This window comes from Glutamicibacter sp. NPDC090743, from assembly GCF_044769125.1.
Classification (GTDB): Bacteria; Actinomycetota; Actinomycetes; order Actinomycetales; family Micrococcaceae; genus Glutamicibacter.
This window is the reverse complement of sequence record NZ_JBIVXE010000001.1, coordinates 239,403-262,634: the sequence shown is the minus strand read 5'-3', so window position 1 is coordinate 262,634 and position 23,232 is coordinate 239,403. Positions and strand designations below refer to the sequence as shown.

The following is a 23,232-nucleotide window of genomic DNA, read 5'->3' as shown; positions in this document are numbered from 1 at the left end:
GGGAATTGCCGGAAGTCCCGCTACCTAGTTGATGACTTCGCTCCGCACGGAAGCGCCCAGTTCAACGGTGCGGGAGACGGTGCAGTATTTGTCATGCGAAAGCTTGACGATGCGCTCCACCATGCTGGCTGCCTTGCGGCCTTCCTCGGTATCGGGGAACTTCAAATCGAAACCAAGATGGATATCCTCCATCCGGCTCGCCGAGTTCTCAGAGACCTTGTAGCCGCCCGCTTTGACTTCGAATTTCTCAGGCTCGCTTCTCCTGGTGGTCGCCACATCAACATCAATTGCGGAACATCCTGCGATGGCAGCAAGCAGCAACTCCACCGGGGTTAGCAATCCTTCGCCCTGGCCGAATTCTAGGCTGGCTCCCGATTCGAGGCTAGTGGCCCTGTACTTGCGTGCCTCGACGCGTTCGATGCTGACTTCACGGATCTCACGGCTATTTTCACTCATGAAACTATCGTGCCACGATCCAGGCTGAAGACTACACGTGGCGCAATACGACTCGTTGCGGCGACGATGCAGATTCCCCGGGCACAGGCACGAATCCGCAGTCGCCAAAGAACGCAATGGCAGGCTGGCGCTGGCAATCGAGATGAACTCTGATCCCGGGAATGCTGGCGATGATTTCATCCAGCAGGATGCGGCCCACACCCTTCTGGCGATCAGTGTGCCTCACCCAGAGCAGTTCGATGCGTGTACTGCTCCATGCCGCAAAGCCAACAATGCGTCGACCATGCTGGGCAATCCTGACTGAGACCGATTGGCTATAGACAGCTTCCAGGGCGACGGCCACCGCATCAATATCAGCAGCCGAGAGGAAGTCTCCCCGGCGTTCCACCGAACTGCGCCAAATGTCGAGCAGGTCAGGCACTTCATCCACGCTCGACAGCTCGCGCAGCAGGAGAGTCTCTTCCATGCCATATTCCTTCATGCTCAAGCGAATCCGTACTTGCTGATTCGAAATGTAGCCGGGTGCCAGCGATTCCTCAAGTTTTCATGGATCGTTGCGGCACACCAGCATGCGGTTTTTCCCCGGCTCAAGCCGGCTCGTTCATGCGGCCCGTGCGGTGGGCCCAGTCCCGCAATTCGGCCGCGGCCTGCTCGGGCTGCTCAAGGTGCACGTTATGCCCTGCAGAATCAAGCACGCGGATCCTCATCGAGGGGTACCGGCGCGATAGCTGCTCGGGATCCCGGTATCCGGTGATGTGGTCTTGTTTCCCGCACAGGATGGTTACCGGAATATCCAGCTGGCGTTTACGCTCCACGGGCAGAGGATCCAGGAAGTAGCGCTTGGATAGCTTGGCCATAGAGCGCAAGTTCGCGCAGTCCAGCCCGGGCAGCACCCACTGCGCGAAGCTCTGCCACGCCTGCTGCGATTGCACCACGGCAATATCGGAGAATTGCTGTGCTTGGCGGGGATCTATCCGGGCCAACAGCCCGGGATCCTCTACGACTACCTGCGCTTCGGGCACAGTGCGCCGCGAGGCATCGGGAAAGACCACTGGGGCCAGGAGGAATAGTCCTTGGGCCTGGCCGGGAAACCTGTCGGCCATCTCCTGGCAGAGCAAGGCGCCAAGAGAGTTGCCCAGCAGTGCGAACGGCCCCTCTCCCGCGGTTTGCCTGATCAGTTCCTCCAACCAGTTTGCAAGTTCTGGCAGTCCCCCGGGGTTCCCTAGCGGTGGACAGGTTCCGAAGCCGGGCAAGTCGACGTAGTGCAAGTCGAAGATCTGCGCGTTGGCCAGCTCTGCTTCCAGCGGCTTGAGGATACGGTGGTCTACCCCGTTGCCATGCACCATGAACAACGGGATCCTGCTCTTTGGGGCTACTCGCATTTCACCGTGCTCTTCTCCTGTGCCTCGCGCTGGCTCGCAGCGTAGCTGATCATCCATTGGCCAGCTACGTAGGTGAGCATAATCCAGAATCCCATTCCGGGGACATCGATATCCGCAAATGAGCGCAGCGCGATCAAGGAATCGGAGAGGAAGAATATTGCGCCGCCGAAGCCTGCGATCGGACCCAGCCCGGTACTGAGGATGGCCATCATCATCAATGCCAAGCCATAGATGATCACCGGGGCGAGCAGCACTCCCGCACCGGGTGAGCAGAGGACCAGCAGCAGGGCAAATGCGGCAAGATAAGGAAGCGGCATCCACCAATGGCGCAGTATCGAAGATTTCCAGTATCTTGCCAGAGCGGCGATGTAGAAGAACTGCGCAACCAGGAATGCGCTAACCATGGCCAGGAATACAGAATCGCCGTCCATGAACCGGGGCAAGGTGTCACCGACCCAGGAGAAGAAAAGGGCTATGAGCACCAGCCGGATCAGTGTGCCACGCGGCGAGGTGGTGAGGGCGAGAACCGTTCCTGCCAACAGCGGCATCAGCAGGATCTGCGTGACGTCCGCCAGCAGCCCCGAAGGCCAGAACAGTTGTGCCAGCAAATGGGTGGCAGTTGCGAGCAGGAGCGCCAGAGCCGCGATCCCGCGGCGTGACTGCCCCGGGATCACCGCAACGGTGTGCTCATTGCCTAGGTGTGGTTGCACTTTCTTCCTTGGGTAGTGCCGATAATTGCGTTTAGCGGCCTCGGGGCGTTGCCGGATCCGTCACCGGTTGGAAGCCGACGGGGCCAGGACGCAGAATTCATTGCCCGAGCGGTCCTGGAATACCCGCCATGGCAGCGTACCCCACGGACGGTCCAGTTCCTTGCCGCCCAATGCGCAGATGATTCCCAACGCGTCCTCCATGCTCTCGGCCTGTTCGAGACGCAGGTCCAGATGGATCGCATTCTTCCCCGCAGTCTTGGGTGAAGCTTCCCGGACAAGGACCAGCCGCGGGCCCGCGCCTGATGGATGAGCCAGAACCACTGGAGACCGCGCAACGATGTCCCATCCCAGCAGCTGCTTCCAGAATTCTGCATCTCCGGCCGGGTCAACGCAGGCCAGTTGCAGGGCTTCAAGCTCCAAGCCGCTTGCGTCCTGGTCGTGGGCACGGAGCAGAAATTCGTTGCCTGCGGCATCGAGCCTGGACTCCATGGCATGCCGGTGCCGATCGCCAAGGCGTTCGCTGAAATGGGTGCCGGATCCGAGGATCAGGTGCACGCGCTGTTGAGCACGGTCCGGGTTCCGGACAGCGGGGAAGCACAAATCCAGGTATCTCGGTCCGGCCAGCTGCAGCCGGGTTTCATAGCCGTCGGCGTTATCGGTCAGCATCTGGCACTTGAGCAGGACCTCCCAGAATTCCCCTTGCTGTTTCGGGCTTTCGGCATCGAAGACGATATTTTCCCAGTACATGCTTCCAGCCTACCGCTGGGGTGATTCCGGTCACTTCGCGCATTCGTTGAACCGGCCAATAATATCCACATATGGAAATTGATTATCGTTGACTTAGGCAATGGAAACAAGAATTCTTTTTGCAGGATTTCCACAAGAATTAGTTGCAATGCTAATTTCTAACACCATGATTACATGCTTGAATTTGAGCAAGTTGTTTATCTTAGTGCCATTAATTCCGATTCCAAGATTCTCCTGGCGGAAATTGGAGCATTTTCCGCCGGTATTATGTTGCCATGAGCAACACGGATTTTCCCCACCTGATGTCAGAAGGCCGGATCGGGCCTATGAGCACCGCCAACCGCATTGTCCTTCCCGCTATGGACATGAACGTTTCCGAAGGCGGTGAAATCGAGCAGTCGGAAATCGACCACTATGTCGCGCGTGCCGCCGGCGGAGCCGGACTTGTCATCACCGGCGCATGCGCTATCGCCTTCCCTTACGGAGCGGCCTCGATGAAAGAACCGGGACTGTCAGAGGACAAATACGTCCCGGGCATCAAGGCACTGGCCGACGCCATCCACGCTGCAGGCTCCAAGCTGTGCATCCAGTCCACCCACCATGGCAAGGTAGCGCGCGTAGACACCGCCAACGGACGTCCAGTCATGGCGCCGAACAAGCCGGACTACAGCTACTCCATGAGCGCGCTGGCCGACTGCACCCCCGAGGAACTCGCGAAGATGGGTGCTGCCACCAAGGGCAAGCAAGCCAGCTACCACGAGATGGCCCAAGAGGACATCGACTGGCTGATCGCCGCATGGGCCGACGCGGCAGAACGCGTAGCCAAGGGCGGAGCAGATGCCATCGAGATCCATGCGGCGCACGGATACATCCTTGGCGTCTTCCTGAACCAGCGCGATAATCTGCGCACCGACCAGTACGGCGGCTCGCTGGAGAACCGTGCCCGCCTGGCCTGCCAGGTCATCGCCGCCGTCAAGGAACGCGTGGGAGATTCCTTGGCGATCCTGGTGCGCGTAGCCGGAGAGGAATACGGCCAGGAAGGCGCGTTGAGCCTTGCCGAATCCATCGAGGCGTCCAAGATGTTCGAAGCCGCAGGCGCTGACGGCATCCACGTGACCGGTTGGGGACGCAACCCCTTCGACAACTTCACCGACGGGCCGCTGCCGAACAAGGTCGGGGCCTACCTGGAGAATGCCGCAGAGATCAAGAAGCATGTTTCCATTCCGGTGATCGCCGTGGGCCGCATGCTCCCGGACATTTCCGAGAAGGCGATCGCCCAGAACAAGGTGGACTTCGCTGCCATGGGACGCCAGCTGCTGGCCGACCCGGAGCTTCCCAACAAGCTGCGCGACGGAAAGCTTGACCAGGTGCGCCCATGCATCAATTGCTACCTGTGCGTGGCGGAGAACTTCTTCGATGACACCCCGTTCTGCGCAGTGAACCCGGCACTGGGTAACGAGAAGCTGCTGCCGTTGAAGCCGGCAAGCGCCTCGAAGCATGTGGTTGTCGTTGGCGCGGGCCCTGCGGGCATGGAGAGCGCACGCGTGCTCACCGAGCGCGGGCACCGGGTGACCATCGTCGACAAGGCCGACCGCTTGGGCGGAACCATGTGGTTCTCCACCATGACCACCCCGGATAACGAGCGCCTGCTGCGCTGGTTGAAATCCGAGCTCAAGCGCCTGCGGGTTGCGGTGAAGCTCAATACCCCAGCCACCGCGGAAACCATCCGCGGGCTGAACCCCGACCACGTCATTGTCGCTACCGGCGCCGTGCGCCCGAAGCCGGACATGCCAGGCGGCGACCTGCCCAACGTGCAGACCGGCGACACCCTGCGCGCCATGATGCTGGGTACCGCTACAGCCGAGGAAGCCGGACTGGTGCTGAGCACCATGGGCAAGCTCGGACGGCTCTCGGGCTTGACCAAGTCCCCGGAATTCGTCCGCCAGTTCACCAAGTTCTGGCTGCCGATGGGCAAGGACGTTGTAGTCATCGGCGGCTCGCTGGTGGGACTGGAACTGGCCGAGTTCCTGGCCGAGCGCGGCCGCAACGTCACTCTGGTCCATGAGAGCCAGCAGCTGGGCTTGCCGCTGGCCATGCCGCGCCGCTGGACCGGCGTCAAGGAGAATCTCGCGCATGGCGTCAAGATCCACCGCAATGTCTCGGTCACCCGCATCACCGAGAAGACCGTGGAATGGACCGAAGGCGAAGAGCAGTTCAGCGCCCCGGTCGACATGGTCATCTACGCCGATGGCACCACCAGTGCCGCGCCGGTAGCCGATCAGCTGCGCGGTGCCGGATTCAGCGTCGATGTCATCGGCGATGCCAGTGCGGTCAACTACATCCACGGTGCCGTGCATTCGGCGTGGAAGGCCACCGCCGACCTGTAGTCCGATGCAACTTGCACGCCCATAGGCAGCGGGCCAGCAGCATCAGGCGGATGCTGCTGGCCCGCTGCCTGTCGCGAACCCTTGTCCCATGGCAGGCCCAGTGCTTGAATGGGCCAATGGGCCTTAGAATGCTTACCCCCGCCGCGGCGCAGGTTGCCGACCTCGTCGATGAGCTCGCCAGTTGGCAACGCGATGGCCTGCCCCTGCAGCTGCATCCCGGGGATGTGGGCTGGTACGCAATGCGGGGTCTGGAAATCACTGCGCAAAGCCTGCGGGTCTGGGCGGATCGCGAATCGATTTATGCCATTGGCCTGCTCGATGGCCCGGATCTCATGCGAATGGCCCTGCATCCGGACTACGTCGGCATCCAGCCGCTGGCCGAGCAGATCCACACCGACCTCCTCTCGCCGCAACAGCGGATCTTCCCTTCCTCATCCGCCAGCATCGAAGCCCGCGGCGCGACGGCCTTGGGCCAGGTCCTGCAGGCCAACGGGTGGGCTCCGGGCGAAGCATGGACTCCCTTGCGCCGTTCGCTGGACACTCCGGTGCATCTGCCGGAGCTTACCTTTCGACGGGTGGATTCTGCCCAAGCCAGCCAATGGATGGAAGTCCACCTCAATGCCTTTCGCGGCGCCGATTTCTCAGCAGAAGACTTGGCGCGTGCGGTGCAGCGCTGGCATACCATGGCCAGTACTCCCATCTATGCCCAGGGGCAATGCCTGACCGCCTATGACAGCGACATGAACCCGCTGGCTGTCGCAGCGGTCTGGTCTGCTGGTCCCGGACGGCCAGGGCTGCTGGAGCCCATAGCGGTGCATCCGGCATCCCGCGGCCAAGGGTACGGCACGGCGATCAGCCTGGCGGCCGCTGCAGAACTGCGATCCATGGGAGCATCCAGCGCCTTGGTATGCACTGCCAGCGACAACACTGCCGCCGTTGCCACCTATCTCGCCGCCGAATTCATTGCCGATAACGAATCCTGCGACTGGCATCGCGGGAAGAACGAGGAATCATGAAAGTCTCCGAGCTCCTGTCAGACTTGGCCCAGCGGACAAGTGACGCGGTACGCGCGCTTCCGCAGCTGGGCAGTGAACAGCTCAACGCGCACCCGGGCAACCACCCCAACTCCATTGCATGGCTTCTATGGCATTCAGGGCGCGAAGCAGATATCCAGCTCTCGGCGCTGAGCGGTCAGCCTGAACTCTGGGAGCAGTTCCGGGACCGCTTCAATTTGGGCGAGCTCGGCGATTCGATGGGCTTCGGGCACAGTGCCGAGCAGGCTCGCTCGATCATCGTCAACGACCAGCAGCTGCTCCTGGACTATTTGGAGGCGTGCCTTTCCGCGCTCGGCGGCTACGCCTCCAGACTGCGCGAGGAAGAACTCGACGAAATCATTGATCGAAGCTGGGACCCGGCGGTTACCCGTGGGGTGCGCTTGGTATCGATCATTGACGACGCCTCGGTCCATGTCGGGCAGGCTGCCTATGCCGCTGGCGCCTTGGGCTAGGCTGCAGGCAGGCTTTTGGCCCTCTTGGCGATCCACCAGAAGATCACCAGCTGGAGCACCAGTACGATAGCCGAGATGCCGGCATCGCCCCATCCCATCGAATACCCAGCCTGCAAGGTCCCGATTCCACTGGCTACTGGGTAGAACAGCGGCCACAACACCGCGAGGTTGCGCATCATGGCAAAGGCAATCGCGAACAAGATCGCGAAAGCACCGAATCCTGCTGCAGCTGCCGCCGGAACCGAACCGAGGTGCTGAACCATAAAGCCGAGGCCAGTCAGCGCAATAGCTGGCAACCATCCGAAAGCGCGTTCCCACCGCAGATACAACCATCCAAAGACAAAGAACGGTTCCCACAAGGCCAAGAAGTTCGCCGCCAGATGGCTTGCGATATCGGCGCCACTGGCGTTGGCCAAGGTGACCAGCTGGTAGGCGGACCCGGCACCCAGCACCAGGGAAATAGCGAGGGATGCCAGCAGGAGTTTTCTCGTGATCCCCACCCCTGCAAGAGTCTCTCGGCGCCGGTGCAGCACCGTCCAGAGGGGGACAAAGGTTCCGAAGACCAAGATGCCGAGCCAGAGAAAAAGGCTATTAATCGCGGTCCCCGCGTAGTAGCACAGGGAAAACGCCAGCAACGTGGCCAAGGCAATGAGCGTATCGGCTTCAGGTCGCCACGCGAATGCACTCCGACGGTGGCCCATGGCTGTTTCAGATCGAGCAGAAAAAGCATTCATGTTGACGTGCCTCGGTGCCGTGGGTTGGTTTAGCTGGCTCCGTCCGAGAATAGCAGTTCCTCAACCGTCCGATCATAAAAAGCATGAACAGATACGGAATTGAAACAAAATACTACTTGCAATTATTGCAACTAGTTGCAAATATTGAGGCATGAGCAAAGATTCCAGTTCATCCACCCCGCTATCGCCCGGCAAGGCGCAGCAACTGCTGGGCTCGGTCCCCCACCGCCCCCGCCGAGAACTCGAGGCCGTCGATCATGCGATAGCGATCTTGGTCGTTGCCGCATCATTGGCGGCAGGACTGCTGGCGCTGTCCGGATACGGATGGATCGCCGTAGCGCCAGCAATCACTGCCTTATTGTCAGCGAATCACTGGTTCTCTGCGCGGCAACGCCGCATCAATGAACCGCGTTTTCGCGGTGCCCGCACGATCCTGGTCCTTTTTGCCACCTGGTTGTTCCTGCCTATTTGGCGAAGCATCGTCCATCATGAAACCGCACCTTGGCCTGAAGCACTGCTGCTGGCAGGCCTCGCACCGGTGCTGTGGCTTGGATACTACCTCTTCCTGTTAATTCGGCGCTGAGCTCCATGAATTACCAAGAACTTGATCCCTTGCTTCTGGCGCCCAAAAGATTCGTTACGCTGGCGCATCTGAGCCAGGTCGAACGGGCGGATTTCGCTGGACTCCAAGCAGCGACGGGGCTGTCCACCGCCGACCTTTCAAAGATCCTCAAGGATCTGGAAAATCGTGAACTAATCCACCTGTCAAAGGAACGCAAAGACCGCTACGGCATCACCCTCGTGTGCCTGTCGGAGACTGGCCAGCGCACCTTCAAGAAACTGATGAAAACTCTCAACCGCATTGCGGGAGAATAGTGCAGGGCACCTGATGCCTTCACGCTTCAAGGAAAGAACTCATGAAACTCGTTATTATCGGTGGCAACAGCGGAACCGGCGCTGCGCTGGCTGAACTCGCGCGCCAGGCATCCCATGAAGTTACCGTCGTCTCGCGAAGCGGTTCCCGCACCGCGCATGGGCAAATAATTCAGCTCAACGGCGATGCTTCTGATCCTGAATTCGCGGTGCAGGCGATTGCCGGCGCCGACGCCGTAGCTATCACCGTGGGTGGCAGCAAGGGAAAGAAAAATGCCCGCACTAGCGTGACTCGCAGTGTTGTCCACGCGATGCAGGCGAACGGTCCCCAGCGCCTGTTGATCCAGTCTTCCCTGGGCGCCGGAAACTCCGGTTCGCAACTTCCCGGCGTCATCGGTTTCCTCTCCAAAATGCTATTGGCCAAGCCTTTGTCCGACCACACCGAGCAGGAAAAGCTAGTGGAAGATTCTGGCTTGGATTGGAGCATTGTGCGCCCCACCGGATTGGGCAGCAAGCCTGCCCTCGGCAAGTGGACCGCACTGCAAGTTGGTGAACCAGGCCGGCTGGGTGGAAGCATTACGCGTGATGATCTTGCCGCGTTCATGCTCGAAACACTTCAAAGCAACCAGAGCATCAGCAAGGCCTACGGCATCAGCAACTAGTTCGGCTGCGGAAAGCCAGGGGCCCTTGACACCCGTTTGGTGCGGGCCAGTCCCGGCAATGCCGGAGCCTGCCGCCAAGGCGAAATGCCCTGGCGGCAGATTTTCCAACTATTCACAGAACACAAATGTCCTGAGAGGTGCCGGGCTGTGCCCGGGTTGCCGTTCCTTGATGCAACCCGCGTGCGGCCGTCGCCCGCCTGGCGCGCACTGCCTGATCCGGGGAAGGCCTAGAGCCAAGGTCCGAGCTGCTTGCCGGACATCTCCGCCAACCACATTTGCCACAGCGGTCCGAAGCTCACGCGACGAACCCCTAGCTCACGCAAGGTTCCGAGGTCCCCGGCGGGGTGCGCGTTGACTGGGTGGGCCGTCACGTTCACCGGAATGCTGACTGCTCGCACGGCCTGCGCAACCTGATCGGCATTGGCCAGGGCCACCGGATACACGCTACGCGCACCAGCCTGCTCCATCAGCTTAATGCGCTCGATTGCCTCGCCCAGCGGGTCTGCGAACTTATCGGCCAGCTTCACTGCATCGGTGCGTCCGTTGATCACGAATTCGATGCCTGCTGCATCTGCTGCTTGGCGGACGCCGTTAATGTAGTCCGCATGCTCCTGGCGTTCACGGACACGGCCGCCTTCACGGTGGAGAACATCTTCGATATTCACGCCGACAGCGCCCGCTGCCGCAACGCGTTCGAAGAGTTCCTTCGGATCCAGGCCGTAGCCGGATTCAACGTCAGCGCTGACCGGCACATCGACACTACTGGTGATTCGCTGAACCGCGGCCAGATAGTCTGCGAAGTCCATCTTCTCGCCATCTTCACTGCCCAAGGCATCGGCGACGGGGTGGCTTCCGACAGTCAGCGAGGCGAAGCCAGCGGATGCCGCGATGTTGGCGCTGAAGGCATCCCACACGGTTGGCATGACCAGCAGTTCACCTGAGGCGTGCTGCTTGGCGAGGTTCTGGGCGAGAGCTGAAATTTCAGTCAAGGATATCTCCTAGAGTCGTGACGGAATCCACCCAGTCTACGGCTCGGAGTCCACGATGGAAACAACTGGAAGATGAACTCCCAGGATTCGGCATGAGCGCTGGAACCAGGCATCATTTCAATTCTATTGCTACTTGCCAGGTAGCGGTTTAACCATGATCAAGCAGGGCGTCCCAGCTCCCCAGAGGCTAGCTTCCTCCAGGGGAAGGAAGCCCTGCTTTTCATAGAATCGCCGAGTTTTCGCGTAGCCGGCATCCGGGTGCGAAGGACCCAGGGTCTTGACCTGCAAGAGCTGCACTCCGCCGGCGAGCGCCTCGGCTTCAATGGCTGCGCACAAAGCCGAACCGATTCCACCGCCGTGGTATCCACGGTCGACCACCATCAGATGGATCTCAACGGAGTGGTGGTAGTGCCGTTCTGCCAAGAGCACACCGAGCACTGCGCCTTGGGCATTGCGAACGGTCCAGGTTTCCTTGGTCCGCGCGGACTGGATGTACTCTGCGTTTGATTCAGGTTGGCCAAACCATTCAGGAACGGTGGCAAGCAACCGCGCAACGTCGTCTGGCACGGGATGGTCCCTGGTTGCTGCAAAGCTGGATTGTTCCACGATGGCTCCTGACCGGATAGTACTTGCGCTAGCTAGAGTGGGGTCATGATTTCCAGACGATTCCCGAAACCGTCGCGGGCATGGAACCGCAGATATCCTTCAAAGGTTTCGCGCTCTGCCCAAGACAGTTCATAGCCCATGGAATCGATACGGCCAGCGAGGGTTTCCCACTCCTCTACCGAGTCGCAGACCATTCCAGGATGCGCTTTCTTGGCTGGAATGAATGGATCGTCTATGCCCAGATGGATTTCCGCCACAACGGCATCTGCGTTGAAAGCGCGGAACCAGCAACCTCCCCTGCCGGCAAGGGAAGGCGGCTTGGGGACTTCGCTTAGGCCCAGGGCTTCACCGTAGAACCGGCGGGCTTCAGCTTCCTGGCCGCGTGGCATCGGCAACTGAACGTGATGGAGTCTCATCTGGGCCTTCCTCGTCGCTGTTGCTGCCAATATACCTGCAAGGAGACTGCCCAGGGCTAGGTTCGGCCAATATTGAAGATCAGGGTTTCAGCCCGTGCTGCGTCACTGTCTGGATCTTCAACCCGGCGTCCTTCCAGCTTGAATCCGGTCTTTTCAAGGACTCGGATGGAAGCTGCGTTTCTCGCATCGCAGGTTGCACTGATCCGTTCCAAACCAAGATCCTCGAATCCCCGACGGAGCAGGAGTCCAGCGGTTTCGGTGGCGTATCCGTTTCCCCAGTATTCTCGATTCAGGGTGTAGCCGATCTCCCCTGCCTTGGCTTTCCGGTCGGTGACCCACACCGACGCTGAACCGATGAGAACATCACCGAGCATGACCGCCTGCAGGACCCTATGCGGTTGCTCGAGCAGTGCATCGGCGAGAAATTCCCGGGTGTCGGCCAGTTGGTTGGGTCCCCATGTCGAGTACTGGCACACCACTGGGTCAGCGGCAAAGGCATGGATTGCAGGCAAGTCCTGCGGTTGAAAATCAGCCAAGCGTATTCCGTGCCCAGCGGCACTCCTGCCGCTGGCTGCCTGAGCGTCGCGCACTATTTCTCCTTTGCAGGGCAACGCCAGTCTATGTGTTGGGGCGGACCCTATCGGGCTGGCGGGGTTCAAGTCCAAGCATGTTGCGCAGCTGTTAAGCGGTGTTGAGATTCGTTGCGTTTTTTGGAATCGTGGCACCCACATGCCCTGAACTTGGTATGTCCTCAACCGGAAGGAGAGCCTCGTGCTCGCACTGACCGACCAAGCAGCATCGATCGTGACCGCGATCGTCACCAACCAGGCCGAGGAAGAAACCGCTGGTCTGCGCATCATGCAGGCAGACAGCACACACCCGGAAGATGCCGCTTTCGGCCTGCAGATTGTCCCCGCTCCCGAAAGCACCGACGGCGTCGTGGCTTCCGAAGGCAGCCCAGTCTACGTGGATGAAGCGATTGCCGACGCTTTGGAGGGCAAAGTACTCGACGCGGCGGTGGATGAGCAGGGTGGCGTAAGCTTCCAGCTCCTTGAGCAGGGCTAATTCTGCACCCTGCTCTTTAGCTTTGGCTGCGGGGGCCGTCCTTCGGGACGGCCCCCGCAGTTCGTTAACAATCTCCCTGCACCGGTACGCTGGACGGATCATATTTGCAGGCCAGATGCCCCGCACCCTTGTATATTGCGACGCAGTGCGTCATCGTTCAACTAAGGGAAAGGGGAAAGCAGTGGAAACGCGCGCGGTACGCAAACATGAGTGGGCGACGATTCCGAACGCCATCACGATTATTCGCTTTCTCCTGGTGGTTCCCATCATCGGCTGTTTGCTGGCCGATACCGAACCGGCACTGACAGCGGTTCTGCTTCTTGCCTTCGGCCTGAGCGACTGGGTTGACGGGTTTATTGCCCGCAAGTTCAATCAGGTTTCGCATCTGGGCGTCCTGCTGGATCCCATAGCTGATCGTTTGGGCATCGTGGCTATCGCGATCGCCCTGGTGGCCAATGGGGCGATCCCCGTATGGGTTGGCCTGGCCATTTTCATCACTGACCTGATCCTGCTGTGCACCTATTTCTTCTTGCGCCTGGGCTCCCCGCCGGCTTCCACGTGGCTGGGAAAGATCCGCACCGCCATCATGATGCTGGGGCTGGCCTGCGTGGCGTGTGGCAGGATCCCCGATTTTTCGGTGCTGGCAATCCCGGGCGTAGCCATTTTGACTGCCGGTACGGTGCTGCATTTATTTGTCGGGTTCGGCTATCTGCGCATCATGCGTGCTTCTGCCAAAGAGCAAGGGGCATCGGCCAACTAGTCGCGGTTTTCCTGCTGCATTGCTCCGGCCAGGAGCGTCAGTTCGGGTATTCGCGGCTTCCACAAGGCTGCCCGGCAGGCACTCAGTTCCCTGAGCTGTGTTGAGGCCAGCTCATCAAGTGCCCGGATATAGTCGGGAACAATTTCGCGTGGCAGCCGCAACCCCATGGTCAGGTGCGGGGTCCACCGTGGTCCGCGTCCATCGTGATTCAGTGCGCTGATTTCCCGGGCTGCCATTTCCAAGGCATCCGTGGTTTCCAGCAGCCACGCAACCGTCTGCTTGCGCTTCGTGCCAAAGACAATAGTGCCCACCCGTTGGAAGCTCGCGGGGATAAGCGCAGGCAGTGATTCTGCGGCCCGCTGCGTCACGATCTCGCTCATGCTGGGCGAAAAGGTGATGGTGATATGTGGAGTCTGGTGTTGGGTGGGGAAGCCGCGCATCTCCAACTGGGCAAAGATCTCCTGCACTTGCTGCTCCTGCTCTGCTGGAAGGTGCAGCAAAATGTTGTCCGGGGACCTACTCATCAAGGTTCTCCTTCCTCATGCTGGTGATCGGGCGCGACCACGTGCGTGCGCATGACTGCTTGTCCCCCACCGCATAGTTGCTGGCTTCTCCGGTAGGCTCATAGCCAAGGCTCTTCCAGAACGGTTCCGCTTCTGCGGCATTTGTATCGACAATCGAAATCCGGCAGGCGGTGATTGACGGATGATCCTGGATCACAGTGAGCACCGCTTCATGGATCCGCTTCCCCAGGCCTTGTCCCTGCCTGGCGCCGTCGACCATGAGCAATCCGATGTGGACTGTATCTGATCTCGGCCAGCCGACAATCAGATCCGCGAATCCGGACAGTTCTTCGCCTTCCCAAAGGCCAAGATCAATTTTCTGCTCGGATTGCGCCTTCGGCGGCAGGGCGCTCAATGCCTGAATTGCGGCATCGGATGCAGGCCCGGCACCGGTGACACGTTGCGAATATCCCGGGTTGCTTTCCATCAGCCGTTGCAGGCAAGCTGAATGCTCGATGGAAAGCAGGGTAACCGGCAACTTGGAAGGTTGCCTATCCATGAGCAGTCTCCCCGGCCACTTTCCTGATCGCTTCAGCTTCGAAGATCATCAGGGGTTGTTCTCCGTTGAAGGGGTTCTTCTGCCAGTCACCCCAAATTGCGCGAACTCTGAACCCTGCGGCAACTAGATCTGCACTGATCTGCTCGACGCTGCGGAAAGCCAGGTCCAGCTCCTCAACCAGCACTTCGCATGTCTCCTCAAACCTGTTGTGGAAGCGTAGTTTGACGAGGCCAGGACTGGTTTCTTCCGCATCGCTCCACTCGGTCAGCGGACCGAATTGCGTGTCCCGGGTTACTGCTTCTTCGTCATTCCATTGCTCCCAGGCGCGAGTCGATGGGTTCCTGCTTTCAAAGGCCAGCACGGCCCCGGTCGCCGCGGCAGCGCGTAGTTGTTCCAGGGTTTGCGCCCACTGCGGATCCGGGATGTGCTGGGCTACGTTGCCGGTCATCACCATCAGGTCAAAGGGTCCGCCGTCGATTGCCGAAGCGTCACCGTGAATCCATGTGACTTGCTCAGCGTTGGGCCGTTGTCTGGCGTAGTCCATCATTACCGGTGAGGGGTCAACTCCAACGACAGTTCTTTGCGTAATGGCAAGCGTAACCGTCAAAAGGCCGGTGCCGCAGCCCAGATCCAGTATCCGGTGCGCTTTGGTTTCAGCCGCCAAGGCACGGTAATAGTCATGATCCGGTCCGTCGGGATTATCCGTATCGTAGAGCGCAATGATTCGTGGATCGTAGTCAGCGAAGCTCACTTGGGCCTGTTCCGTTCTCAGAGTTTTCCGTCGAGGTGCAGCGTGCTCCATCAATTCTTGCATTGCCTAGGTGCAGCCCGCCCATTGGCAAGTACTTCCATCAGGCGTGTTCAATTCGCCGGACACCACGCCGAGTCCTCGCGTCAACACCGAGGGCACCACGCTCCTGCTTTGACCTTCCAGGACTGCAGCCTTGGCAAAACGCGGAACCGAATTGGCTGCCTTCCATGCCCTGTCTCCACCTGGCAGTCCCCGGAATCGCGCCACGAGTTGACCGCGGCCTTGGGCACCGCAGGTCCAGCGGAGGCCGGATGAGTCCCGGCATCGGCTGCAGGCTTCCCGAAGCAAAAACGATCAGACGGTCTTGTGCCCGTGACTCGGCGACGTTTAGCAGGTCCGGGTTGGGGTCGCTGAACCCGGACTGGGCGCTATTCCGGTCGCAGGCAATTTCCCGGCTCGCTTCGCCCGCGCATCCGTTTTCCGTTCCGGAGCATATTCCCCAGCCAAGCCGCGCCTATCGGAAGCGGATTTGGCGCAATGGCATTTTCCCAAGCCAAGCGTGGCAATTGTGACCTAGACAACCGGTGGTGAATTGGGCATTGTTGGTTCAACAGACGTTTCCAGTCTTCTCGAAAACTTCCTGGAGGAGCCCATGCCCGAGGCCTACATCATCGATGCGCTGCGTACACCTGTCGGACGCCGTGGGAAATCGCTGGCGCAGACGCATCCGCTGGATCTCGCCGCCGCGCCGCTGGCCGAACTGGTGAACCGCAACAACATTGATTCCGAGCAATACGACGAGATCATCCTCGGCTGCATCGACCAGCTGGGACCCCAGGCCATGGACATCGCCCGCAACGCATGGTTGGCCGCCGGCCTTTCCGAACACGTCCCCGGGACAACGGTAGAACGCCAGTGCGGCTCCGGGCAGCAGGCGATCTCCTACGCGGCCCAAGCAGTCATGAGCGGAAGCAGCGACCTCGTGGTTGCCGGTGGCGTCCAGTCCATGTCGAGCATTCCCCTGTCCTATTCCAACTCCGCCGCCAAGGACTTCGGCTTCCCCGATCCCTACACCGGCTCCACGCTGTGGGCGTCGCGCTACGGCGAGCAGGAAATCTCGCAGTTCCGCGGCGCAGAGATGATGGCAGAACGCTGGAGCCTCACCCGCACCCAGCTAGAGGACTTCGCTGCGGCCTCCCATGAGCGGGCATTGAACGCCCAGGCGCAAGGATACTTCGACCGCGAGATCCTTGCTTTGGATTCCCTGGCTGCAGATGAGGGGCCACGCCCCGTGGACCGTGCCAAGATGCAGTCATTGGCACCGATTGCCGAAGGCGGCGCGCATACGGCAGCCACAGCATCGCAGATGTCTGACGGCGCCGCGATGCTGCTCATTGCTTCCGAGGCCGCGGTCAAACGCTATGGGCTGAAACCCCGCGCCCGCATCCACCACATCTCGGCCCGAGGCGATGACCCGGTCATGATGCTTTCGGCCCCGATCCGCGCCACCAAGCATGCCCTGGCACGCGCCGGGATGGGCATCGAAGACATGGACCGCATTGAAATCAATGAGGCCTTCGCCGCGGTAGTGCTTGCCTGGCAGCAGGAAACCGGCGCCGACATGTCCAAGGTCAACGTCAATGGCGGCGCCATCGCCCTGGGCCACCCCATCGGTGCCACCGGTGCACGGCTGATGACCTCCTTGCTCCATGAGCTGGAACGCAGCGATACCCGCTTCGGCCTGCAGACCATGTGCGAGGGCGGCGGCCAAGCCAACGTCACCATCATCGAACGCCTCTAGCTACCCGCACCCGCCGCAAAGGAAACTACCATGAGTGCATTGCGCGCCACCTCGGCGATGAATCCCGATGACCAGAACACCATTGGCGCGCTGCTGCGCCGCTCGGTGGCCCGCTGCCCCGCGGACAATGCTCTGGCCTTCGGGGAACGGAACTGGACCTACAGCCAGCTGGCCGGCGGGGTGAATCGGGTGACTGCCCGGTTGCGGCAGGCAGGCCTGCCGGCCGGTTCGCGCGTTGCTGCCTATGCAGCGAACAGCGACGCCTATGCCATCTTGTTCCTCGCCTGCGCCAGTGCCGGGTTGGTCCACGTGCCGGTGAACTTCGCGCTCAGGGGCGACGAGTTGCGCTACCTGCTGCACGATTCCGGGGCCGCACTGGTCATCGCCGATGAGTCCCGCCTCGAACTGGTCCAGGAACTGCGTGATGCCGGTGGCCTGCCGGCAGTCAAGGATGTTTGGCCGCTGCTGCCCGGAACCGGAACCAGCGTGCTGGAAACGGCGATGGATGAAAGCGTGGAGGCCGCGCCGCCTGGAGCTGCGGTGGCCGGCACGGATCTGGCCCAGCTGCTCTATACCTCCGGAACCACCTCGGCACCCAAGGGCGCAATGATGACCCATTCGGCGCTGGTGGCCCAGTACGTCTCAGCCATTATTGCTTTGGATCTGGAGGGCACGGACCGGCCGCTGATCGCGATGCCGCTCTACCACTCGGCGGCCATGCATGTGTTCCTGCTTCCCTATCTGTCATTGGGTGCCAGCATCCGCTTGCTCGCCAAACCCGATATCGGCGAAATTCTGGACCGTGTGGAAGCCGAACGTATCGGCTCGCTGTTCTTGGCCCCCACCGTCTGGGTGCCTCTGAGCAATCACCCGGATCTGGACACCCGCGATCTGGGCTCGTTGGCCAAGGCGCAGTACGGTGCCTCGATCATGCCGGTGACCGTGCTGGCCCGCTTGCGCGACCGCTATCCGCAGATCGGGTTCTACAACTGCTTTGGCCAGTCCGAGCTCGGCCCGTTGTGCACGGTGCTGCGCCCCGAGGAGCACGATGCACGCCCCGCGTCCTGCGGCCGCCCGGTGTTCTTCATCGAGGCGCGCGTGATGACCGCCGAGGGGAAGCTCGCCGGTGCCGGTGAGCCCGGCGAGATCCAATACCGTTCTGCACAGGTCATGAGCGGCTACTGGAACAAGCCGGCGGAAACCGAGCAGGCATTTGCCGACGGCTGGTTCCGCTCCGGCGACCAAGTGGTCATGGACCAGGGCGGCTACATCCAGGTGGTGGATCGCATCAAGGACGTCATCAATACCGGCGGGGTGCTGGTGGCCCCGCGCGAAGTGGAGGACTGCATCTACGAATTGCCCGAAGTTGCGGAAGTCGCGGTGGTGGGCATCGATGATGAACGCTGGATCGAGGCGGTGACCGCGGTCATTGTGCTCAAGGCCGGCGCCACGCTCACCGCCGAAGAGGTGCGCGAGCACGTCAAGTCCAAGCTGGCGCACTACAAGGTTCCCAAGCGCGTGGACTTTGCCGCACAGCTGCCCCGCAACCAATCGGGCAAATTGCTCAAGCGCCAGCTGCGTGCCGAACGCAACAAGACTTCGGGCGGCGCCCAGTGACCCGGGACCCATGGGCACCCTACGACCTGGCCTCGGCTTTGGACATCGATTATCTATCCACCTTCGATGCTGCCACCGACGAGGATCGCAAGCATTGGGCCCGCGCCCGGCACTACGGAGAAGAGATCCTGCCCAGCATCAACCAGCATTGGGAGAACGCGCATTATCCGCTGGATCTGGTTCGCCGTATGGGCGAACTCGATTTGTTCACCGACGGTCTTGAGATTCCAGGCCATGCCCACTTGTCCCCGCTGGCCGCGGGCCTAGTGGCCATGGAGCTTTCGCGCGCGGACGGTTCGATGGCCGCGGCCGCCGCGGTGCAGGGCGGCCTGGTGCTGCGCAGCCTGAAATTCTTCGGCAGCCCCGAACAGCAGGAGAGGTATCTGGAACCCGTGGCCTCCGGTGAGCTGCTCGGTGGTTTCGCCCTCAGCGAGCCGCATCATGGCTCGGACTCTGTTGGCCTGGATTCCAGTGCCCGGCGCGATGGAGATCACTGGATCATCAATGGACACAAGAAATGGATCGGCAATGGAGCCGCCGGAGGCATCACCATTGTGTGGGCACGCGACGTCGCCGACTCCCGGGTCAAGGGGTTCATTCTCGACCAGCAGGCCCCTGGCTACGAGGCTTCCCCGGTGCGCGGCAAGGGCGTGCTTCGCGCGATCGAACAGGCAGAGATCCGGCTCACGGACGTTCGCGTTCCAGAATCCGCCAGGCTCACCGGGGCCGGCGCATTCAAGGATGTCTCGCGGGCGCTGGTTGAAACCCGGGTGAATGTTGGCTGGTCGGCGCTAGGCCATGCCCAGTTCGTCTTCGAAGCGGCCCTGCAGTACGCCAAGCAGCGCACGCAGTTCGGCAAACCCCTGGGCGCGCACCAGATGGTGCAGGAACGGTTGGCGCAGATGCTCGCCGAAATCACCAATATGCAGTTGCAGTGCGTGGCCGTGGCCGGCGCCCAGGCTGCCGGCCGGTTGAAAGACACGCAAGCTTCGCTGCTGAAGTACCACAACACCAGGGCTGCCCGCCGGGTGGCAGCCGCCGCCCGCGACCTGCTCGGCGGCAATGGAATCTTGCTGGAAAATCACGTGATTCGCCATTTCGGCGATATCGAAGCCTTGCATACCTATGAGGGAACCGAGTCTGTGCAGGCGTTGATCCTCGGCAGGGATCTGACCGGATTCAGTGCCTTCGGCTAGCTTCGCGGAGTACGATAACAACGAATTACCGAATCCACGGGGCCAACGCCGGAAGGGATGCCCATGCCATACCTTGTCGATTTCAAAGACGTATCCACCCACGGTCTTGAGACTTCGCCTGTTGCTGACGCGCTGGCAGGCTTGCGCGCCAACGAAGCGCGCTATCTGAAGAACAAGTTCAACCACGACTTTGCCGTGGAGCAAGCAGACGACGCTAGGGAAGCCATAGCTTGGGTGCACACGATTCTGGCGCAGGAACGCGACTTGCACATCGCATCGAAGCCATTGCAGGCAACTGTGTTCGAGGCGGATGGCGCCAAGCGCGCCTATGTCTTCTACGAGTCCGGCTTATCCATCAATGTTCTCTACGGCCTGGATCCCAGCGAGAAGCGCGCCGTGGGCTTCAAGCTTTCCGATGGCATGGCTGTGCCCAACGAGCTGGAAGGGAAGTTCAAGTTCGCCCGCCAGAAGTCCAAGCTTGCAGGGACCATCCGCGGCTCGTACTTCGTGATCAAGAACGAATACTGACATTTCGCCCATTCCGCCGCTGCCCTCAGGCGCGTGCCGGCCGTGAGGTCATTTAGTGCTCTGGCTTCAATCGCCGCGCTTTCTTGATTCCTTCGCGTTACCCGGCAGCTGCGCGTAGGCATCCTTGGCAGCTTCGAGAAGGAAATCGGCAGGCCACAGTTCTTGCAGCTCTGCAGGGAACGCAATGTCCGTGATTGCCGCACCGTTCTCATGAGCCGAACCCAGGGTCGTGGCGAGCAGCTCGAAGCAGTGCATTTGCCGAACGACGAATTCCCGGTCGACGGGCTCTCCATGGCCTGGAACAATCACGTCTCCCGGCTGGATGCGCGCTAGCAGGGATTGGAGCACCATAGGCCACTTCATCGGATAGGCGTCCGAGTCGAACATCGGTGGACCAGACTGCTCGATGATGTCGTCAAGGAACCATGCCTTGGCATCAGGAATATGGATCGCAAGGTCGGTGTCGGTATGCCCAGCACCCAGCGGGATCAGTTCAACTTCCCGTCCGCCTAGATTTGCCGTGCAGGGTTCGGCCAGCAAGTGGCTAGGCGGCGTCAGCGTTACACCGCCCCAATTCATTTCAGGCTCGATTTCCGGCGAGCGCTGCACCATTTCAAGCCGGGGCTTCTCGAACTGCTCGAAGTGCGCGGGGATCCGGTGATGGCCGTAAATCGGGATTCCCCGCTGGGCAAAGAGCTGGTTGCCGAAGGTGTGGTCATAATGCGCGTGGGTGTTGATCACGGCAACGATCGGCAGTCCGAATTGCGTTGTGGCTTCGTCAAGGATTTCTTGTGCTTCGGGTGCGTTGTTGCGGGTATCGATGATCGTCACGCCTTGCCCGCCGTGCACCGCTCCCACGGTAATATCCAACGGATCATATCTGCGCTGGAATACTCCCTCGGCAACGTGCTTCCAGGGTCCTTCAGCCATCTTTTCCCCTCTTGCCAGCCTTGCTCGGGCTATAGCCCTGCCTTCAGCAACTGCTTCCAGCGCTGCGGCATGGGTGCCTCGATCACCAGTTCCTGGCCGTCGGGCTTGGGAATCACCAGCTTAGTCGCATGCAGGAACAGCCCGCGACCCCCAAGCTGTTCGACGCGGCGGTTGAACTTCGCGAAGCCATACCGGTCGTCTCCTGCAATCGGATGGCCTTCGCTTTGCAGGTGGACCCGGATCTGGTGCTTGCGTCCGGTCATCAGCTGCACATCCAGAATGGTGGCGCGCTGGCCTACGCGCTGCTTCACGGTGACATGGGTTTCGGCTCGCTGACCGTTCGGATCAACCACGACCTTGTCGGCACGGCGCAGCAGCGGCGAGTGGATCGTTTCGGTCTTTTCGCTCCAATGCCCTGCAACGAGCGCAAGGTAGTGGCGTTCTATCTCCTCTTCGCTCTCCCGAAGCATCTCATGCAGGTAGCGCAGCATGCTCGGGGTCTTCGCCAACACCAGCAGCCCGGAAGTATCGCGATCCAGCCGGTGGCTCAATTCCAGGTCCGGCAGCTCGGGGCGCAACTGGCGGAAAGCTTCGATAACCCCCGCAGGAACATCGGTTCCCCGGTGCACGGCGACGCCGGCAGGCTTGTCAATCACCAGGACGTCCCGGTCTTCGTGCAGGACGCAGTTGCGTAGCCGATTGAGCAATGGTGCCGGGACATCGAAGGCTGGTGCCACGCCCTGTTCTGCATATAGCGCCGGCAGCGTGATCTGGTCGTTTACGGCTAGCCGGTAGCCTTCCTGGACTTTCTTGCCGTTAACACGCAGTTGCCCTTTGCGCATCAGCCGGAAAAGCTGCCCGGCGGGCACCGTCTTGAGCTGGACCCGGAGGAACTTCTCGATCCGCCGGCCAGCATGCTCGCCGTCGACAAGGATGGTGCGTGTCTTGGAATCAGACCGCTGTTCTGACGCTGGCTGCTGGAGGACTCCAGACAAGAATTATCACTCCGTTTATAAGGCCACATCCAGTGGTGGATCATGGCGTCGCCGCTTTCGACGAGTCATTTGCAAGGGACTTCCGGGAGCTGCCGCCCCGAATTGGCCAACTTTCATGGTACCCCGATGCCGTGAGCCGGTACGAACAAAGGCGCTGTTATGAGGACTGAACTCACACCTCGCCCGGCGCTCATCGAGCCATAGCGTTCGCTCGGCGAACCAATGATCAGCCCTGACCCTCGCGTTGCAGCAAGGGTGCAACGGGTGAAGGTACCGCACCTCCAGAACCTGCCGGGCTCTTCGAAGCCCCGGTCCTGTTTTCAGCCCAGGAGTCGCTTGCCACCATCTCCATGACTAGGCTGGGTTCATGGCCACAGTAATCCTTGTGCGGCACGGACGCACTACCGCCAACGCCACCGGCGTACTGGCCGGACGCACCCCCTCAGTATTCCTCGACCAAACCGGCGAAGAACAGGCGATTCGTACCGCCGAACGCCTAGCAGCGCTCCCCTTGGCTGGCGTTGTCTCAAGCCCGCTGGAACGCTGTGTGCAGACGGCGGAGTTCGCCATGCAGCGGCAAAGCCCAGCGGCGCAATTGCTGATTGAACCCGAACTCTCGGAATGCGACTACGGCCAGTGGCAAGGCCGCACGCTGCAGGACTTGGCCGCCGAAGACCTCTGGAAAGCAGTGCAGTCAGCTCCGTCCTCGGTGACCTTCCCGGATGGCGAATCCATGGCCGGAATGCAATCCCGGGCAGTAGCAGCCATCAGGCGCCATGACGCGGCCATCGAGGCCGAGCATGGTGCCGGAGCGGTATGGGCGGCCTTCAGCCATGGCGATATCATCAAGTCGGTACTGGCTGACGCGCTGGGAATGCATTTGGATCTGTTCCAGCGACTGAATGTGGGCCCGGCTTCCGCATCAATTGTGCACTACGGGACCGGTGCGCCTCGCGTGTATTCCATCAACACCGACGCCGGAGACCTCTCCTGGCTAGCCCCAGGAATCAAGACAACCGATGCCCCAGTCGGCGGCGGAGCAGGACACTAAGGAGAGC

28 protein-coding genes are annotated in these 23,232 nt (G+C 60.9%); 13 read left to right on the top strand and 15 right to left on the bottom strand.

Annotated features, from left to right (window positions below; all coding sequences use genetic code 11):
- Window positions 1–24: 24 nt before the first annotated feature.
- From ACIQTS_RS01335 to ACIQTS_RS01315, 5 genes are all read right to left on the bottom strand, one after another.
- Window positions 25–456 carry an OsmC family protein gene (locus ACIQTS_RS01335; protein ID WP_105657548.1) on the bottom strand — a complete coding sequence of 144 codons (432 nt, stop codon included), beginning with the start codon at window positions 454–456 and terminating at the stop codon, window positions 25–27.
- Window positions 457–487: 31 nt separating this feature from the next.
- Window positions 488–922 carry a GNAT family N-acetyltransferase gene (locus ACIQTS_RS01330; RefSeq protein WP_402470677.1) on the bottom strand — a complete coding sequence of 145 codons (435 nt, stop codon included), beginning with the start codon at window positions 920–922 and terminating at the stop codon, window positions 488–490.
- Between the two features lie 121 nt (window positions 923–1,043).
- The gene (locus ACIQTS_RS01325; RefSeq protein WP_166650723.1) at window positions 1,044–1,838 is read right to left on the bottom strand and encodes an alpha/beta fold hydrolase; all 795 of its coding nucleotides are present in this window, start codon (window positions 1,836–1,838) and stop codon (window positions 1,044–1,046) included.
- Window positions 1,829–2,548 (bottom strand): lysoplasmalogenase, encoded by a 720-nt coding sequence (locus ACIQTS_RS01320; RefSeq protein WP_402470673.1) that lies wholly within the window; start codon window positions 2,546–2,548, stop codon window positions 1,829–1,831. The genes ACIQTS_RS01325 and ACIQTS_RS01320 overlap by 10 nt, the downstream gene beginning before the upstream one ends.
- 60 nt (window positions 2,549–2,608) lie before the next feature.
- The gene (locus ACIQTS_RS01315) at window positions 2,609–3,295 is read right to left on the bottom strand and encodes a VOC family protein (protein ID WP_402470670.1); all 687 of its coding nucleotides are present in this window, start codon (window positions 3,293–3,295) and stop codon (window positions 2,609–2,611) included.
- A 275-nt stretch (window positions 3,296–3,570) separates the two neighbouring features.
- On the opposite strand from ACIQTS_RS01315, the gene ACIQTS_RS01310 reads away from it, so the two are divergent.
- The 3 genes from ACIQTS_RS01310 to ACIQTS_RS01300 all read left to right on the top strand — a co-directional run bounded on the left by ACIQTS_RS01310 (window position 3,571) and on the right by ACIQTS_RS01300 (window position 7,189).
- A complete protein-coding gene (locus tag ACIQTS_RS01310) occupies window positions 3,571–5,682 on the top strand; it encodes an FAD-dependent oxidoreductase (RefSeq protein ID WP_402470667.1) in 2,112 nt (703 codons plus the stop codon).
- A 116-nt stretch (window positions 5,683–5,798) separates the two neighbouring features.
- Window positions 5,799–6,698, top strand: a complete 900-nt coding sequence (locus tag ACIQTS_RS01305; protein ID WP_400288389.1) for a GNAT family N-acetyltransferase — start codon at window positions 5,799–5,801, stop codon at window positions 6,696–6,698.
- Complete coding sequence (locus tag ACIQTS_RS01300) at window positions 6,695–7,189, top strand: DinB family protein (protein WP_402470664.1); 495 nt, start codon at window positions 6,695–6,697, stop codon at window positions 7,187–7,189. Before ACIQTS_RS01305 ends, ACIQTS_RS01300 begins: the two co-directional genes overlap by 4 nt.
- On the opposite strand, the gene ACIQTS_RS01295 is transcribed toward ACIQTS_RS01300, so the two are convergent.
- Complete coding sequence (locus ACIQTS_RS01295) at window positions 7,186–7,923, bottom strand: hypothetical protein (protein ID WP_133833680.1); 738 nt, start codon at window positions 7,921–7,923, stop codon at window positions 7,186–7,188. The genes ACIQTS_RS01300 and ACIQTS_RS01295 overlap by 4 nt on opposite strands.
- A 151-nt stretch (window positions 7,924–8,074) precedes the next feature.
- On the opposite strand from ACIQTS_RS01295, the gene ACIQTS_RS01290 reads away from it, so the two are divergent.
- From ACIQTS_RS01290 to ACIQTS_RS01280, 3 genes are read left to right on the top strand one after another with little or no spacing between them, the layout of a single operon-like run.
- Window positions 8,075–8,506, top strand: coding sequence for a hypothetical protein (locus ACIQTS_RS01290; protein ID WP_402470662.1), 432 nt, complete (start codon window positions 8,075–8,077; stop codon window positions 8,504–8,506).
- A 5-nt stretch (window positions 8,507–8,511) separates the two neighbouring features.
- Entirely contained in the window at window positions 8,512–8,799 is a 288-nt protein-coding gene (locus ACIQTS_RS01285; protein ID WP_133833678.1) for a transcriptional regulator, read from the top strand.
- Between the two features lie 41 nt (window positions 8,800–8,840).
- Window positions 8,841–9,458 (top strand): NAD(P)-dependent oxidoreductase, encoded by a 618-nt coding sequence (locus ACIQTS_RS01280; RefSeq protein WP_402470659.1) that lies wholly within the window; start codon window positions 8,841–8,843, stop codon window positions 9,456–9,458.
- 227 nt (window positions 9,459–9,685) lie between these two features.
- On the opposite strand, the gene ACIQTS_RS01275 is transcribed toward ACIQTS_RS01280, so the two are convergent.
- The 4 genes from ACIQTS_RS01275 to ACIQTS_RS01260 all read right to left on the bottom strand — a co-directional run bounded on the left by ACIQTS_RS01275 (window position 9,686) and on the right by ACIQTS_RS01260 (window position 12,005).
- Window positions 9,686–10,447, bottom strand: coding sequence for an isocitrate lyase/PEP mutase family protein (locus tag ACIQTS_RS01275; protein WP_402470656.1), 762 nt, complete (start codon window positions 10,445–10,447; stop codon window positions 9,686–9,688).
- Between the two features lie 129 nt (window positions 10,448–10,576).
- Window positions 10,577–11,053 (bottom strand): GNAT family N-acetyltransferase, encoded by a 477-nt coding sequence (locus tag ACIQTS_RS01270; RefSeq protein WP_402470654.1) that lies wholly within the window; start codon window positions 11,051–11,053, stop codon window positions 10,577–10,579.
- 32 nt (window positions 11,054–11,085) lie between these two features.
- On the bottom strand, window positions 11,086–11,469 hold the full coding sequence (locus ACIQTS_RS01265) for a VOC family protein (protein ID WP_402470652.1): 384 nt from the start codon (window positions 11,467–11,469) through the stop codon (window positions 11,086–11,088).
- A gap of 56 nt (window positions 11,470–11,525) precedes the next feature.
- Window positions 11,526–12,005, bottom strand: coding sequence for a GNAT family N-acetyltransferase (locus tag ACIQTS_RS01260; RefSeq protein WP_286172153.1), 480 nt, complete (start codon window positions 12,003–12,005; stop codon window positions 11,526–11,528).
- A gap of 235 nt (window positions 12,006–12,240) precedes the next feature.
- Here ACIQTS_RS01260 and ACIQTS_RS01255 point away from each other — a divergent pair, with 235 nt between their 5' ends.
- Entirely contained in the window at window positions 12,241–12,534 is a 294-nt protein-coding gene (locus ACIQTS_RS01255) for a Fe-S cluster assembly protein HesB (protein WP_105657563.1), read from the top strand.
- 181 nt (window positions 12,535–12,715) lie between these two features.
- Entirely contained in the window at window positions 12,716–13,294 is a 579-nt protein-coding gene (locus ACIQTS_RS01250) for a CDP-alcohol phosphatidyltransferase family protein (protein ID WP_402470649.1), read from the top strand.
- Here ACIQTS_RS01250 and ACIQTS_RS01245 read toward each other — a convergent pair.
- From ACIQTS_RS01245 to ACIQTS_RS01235, 3 genes are read right to left on the bottom strand one after another with little or no spacing between them, the layout of a single operon-like run.
- A complete protein-coding gene (locus ACIQTS_RS01245; RefSeq protein WP_402470646.1) occupies window positions 13,291–13,818 on the bottom strand; it encodes a 2'-5' RNA ligase family protein in 528 nt (175 codons plus the stop codon). The genes ACIQTS_RS01250 and ACIQTS_RS01245 overlap by 4 nt on opposite strands.
- Window positions 13,811–14,356 carry a GNAT family N-acetyltransferase gene (locus ACIQTS_RS01240; protein ID WP_402470645.1) on the bottom strand — a complete coding sequence of 182 codons (546 nt, stop codon included), beginning with the start codon at window positions 14,354–14,356 and terminating at the stop codon, window positions 13,811–13,813. Before ACIQTS_RS01240 ends, ACIQTS_RS01245 begins: the two co-directional genes overlap by 8 nt.
- The gene (locus ACIQTS_RS01235) at window positions 14,349–15,107 is read right to left on the bottom strand and encodes a class I SAM-dependent methyltransferase (protein WP_402470643.1); all 759 of its coding nucleotides are present in this window, start codon (window positions 15,105–15,107) and stop codon (window positions 14,349–14,351) included. Before ACIQTS_RS01235 ends, ACIQTS_RS01240 begins: the two co-directional genes overlap by 8 nt.
- A 652-nt stretch (window positions 15,108–15,759) precedes the next feature.
- Here ACIQTS_RS01235 and ACIQTS_RS01230 point away from each other — a divergent pair.
- The 4 genes from ACIQTS_RS01230 to ACIQTS_RS01215 all read left to right on the top strand — a co-directional run bounded on the left by ACIQTS_RS01230 (window position 15,760) and on the right by ACIQTS_RS01215 (window position 20,249).
- Window positions 15,760–16,908 (top strand): acetyl-CoA C-acetyltransferase, encoded by a 1,149-nt coding sequence (locus ACIQTS_RS01230; RefSeq protein WP_400288756.1) that lies wholly within the window; start codon window positions 15,760–15,762, stop codon window positions 16,906–16,908.
- Window positions 16,909–16,938: 30 nt separating this feature from the next.
- Complete coding sequence (locus ACIQTS_RS01225; RefSeq protein ID WP_402470640.1) at window positions 16,939–18,525, top strand: fatty acyl-CoA synthetase; 1,587 nt, start codon at window positions 16,939–16,941, stop codon at window positions 18,523–18,525.
- Window positions 18,522–19,721 (top strand): acyl-CoA dehydrogenase family protein, encoded by a 1,200-nt coding sequence (locus tag ACIQTS_RS01220; protein ID WP_402470637.1) that lies wholly within the window; start codon window positions 18,522–18,524, stop codon window positions 19,719–19,721. Before ACIQTS_RS01225 ends, ACIQTS_RS01220 begins: the two co-directional genes overlap by 4 nt.
- Before the next feature lie 63 nt (window positions 19,722–19,784).
- The gene (locus ACIQTS_RS01215; RefSeq protein WP_402470634.1) at window positions 19,785–20,249 is read left to right on the top strand and encodes a phage tail protein; all 465 of its coding nucleotides are present in this window, start codon (window positions 19,785–19,787) and stop codon (window positions 20,247–20,249) included.
- Between the two features lie 66 nt (window positions 20,250–20,315).
- Here the strand turns inward: ACIQTS_RS01215 and ACIQTS_RS01210 are convergent, their stop codons facing one another.
- Window positions 20,316–21,179, bottom strand: a complete 864-nt coding sequence (locus ACIQTS_RS01210; RefSeq protein WP_402470631.1) for an MBL fold metallo-hydrolase — start codon at window positions 21,177–21,179, stop codon at window positions 20,316–20,318.
- A gap of 29 nt (window positions 21,180–21,208) precedes the next feature.
- Complete coding sequence (locus ACIQTS_RS01205) at window positions 21,209–22,174, bottom strand: RluA family pseudouridine synthase (RefSeq protein WP_402470628.1); 966 nt, start codon at window positions 22,172–22,174, stop codon at window positions 21,209–21,211.
- Between the two features lie 367 nt (window positions 22,175–22,541).
- Here ACIQTS_RS01205 and ACIQTS_RS01200 point away from each other — a divergent pair, with 367 nt between their 5' ends.
- On the top strand, window positions 22,542–23,225 hold the full coding sequence (locus ACIQTS_RS01200; protein ID WP_332727113.1) for an MSMEG_4193 family putative phosphomutase: 684 nt from the start codon (window positions 22,542–22,544) through the stop codon (window positions 23,223–23,225).
- Window positions 23,226–23,232 lie beyond the last annotated feature (7 nt).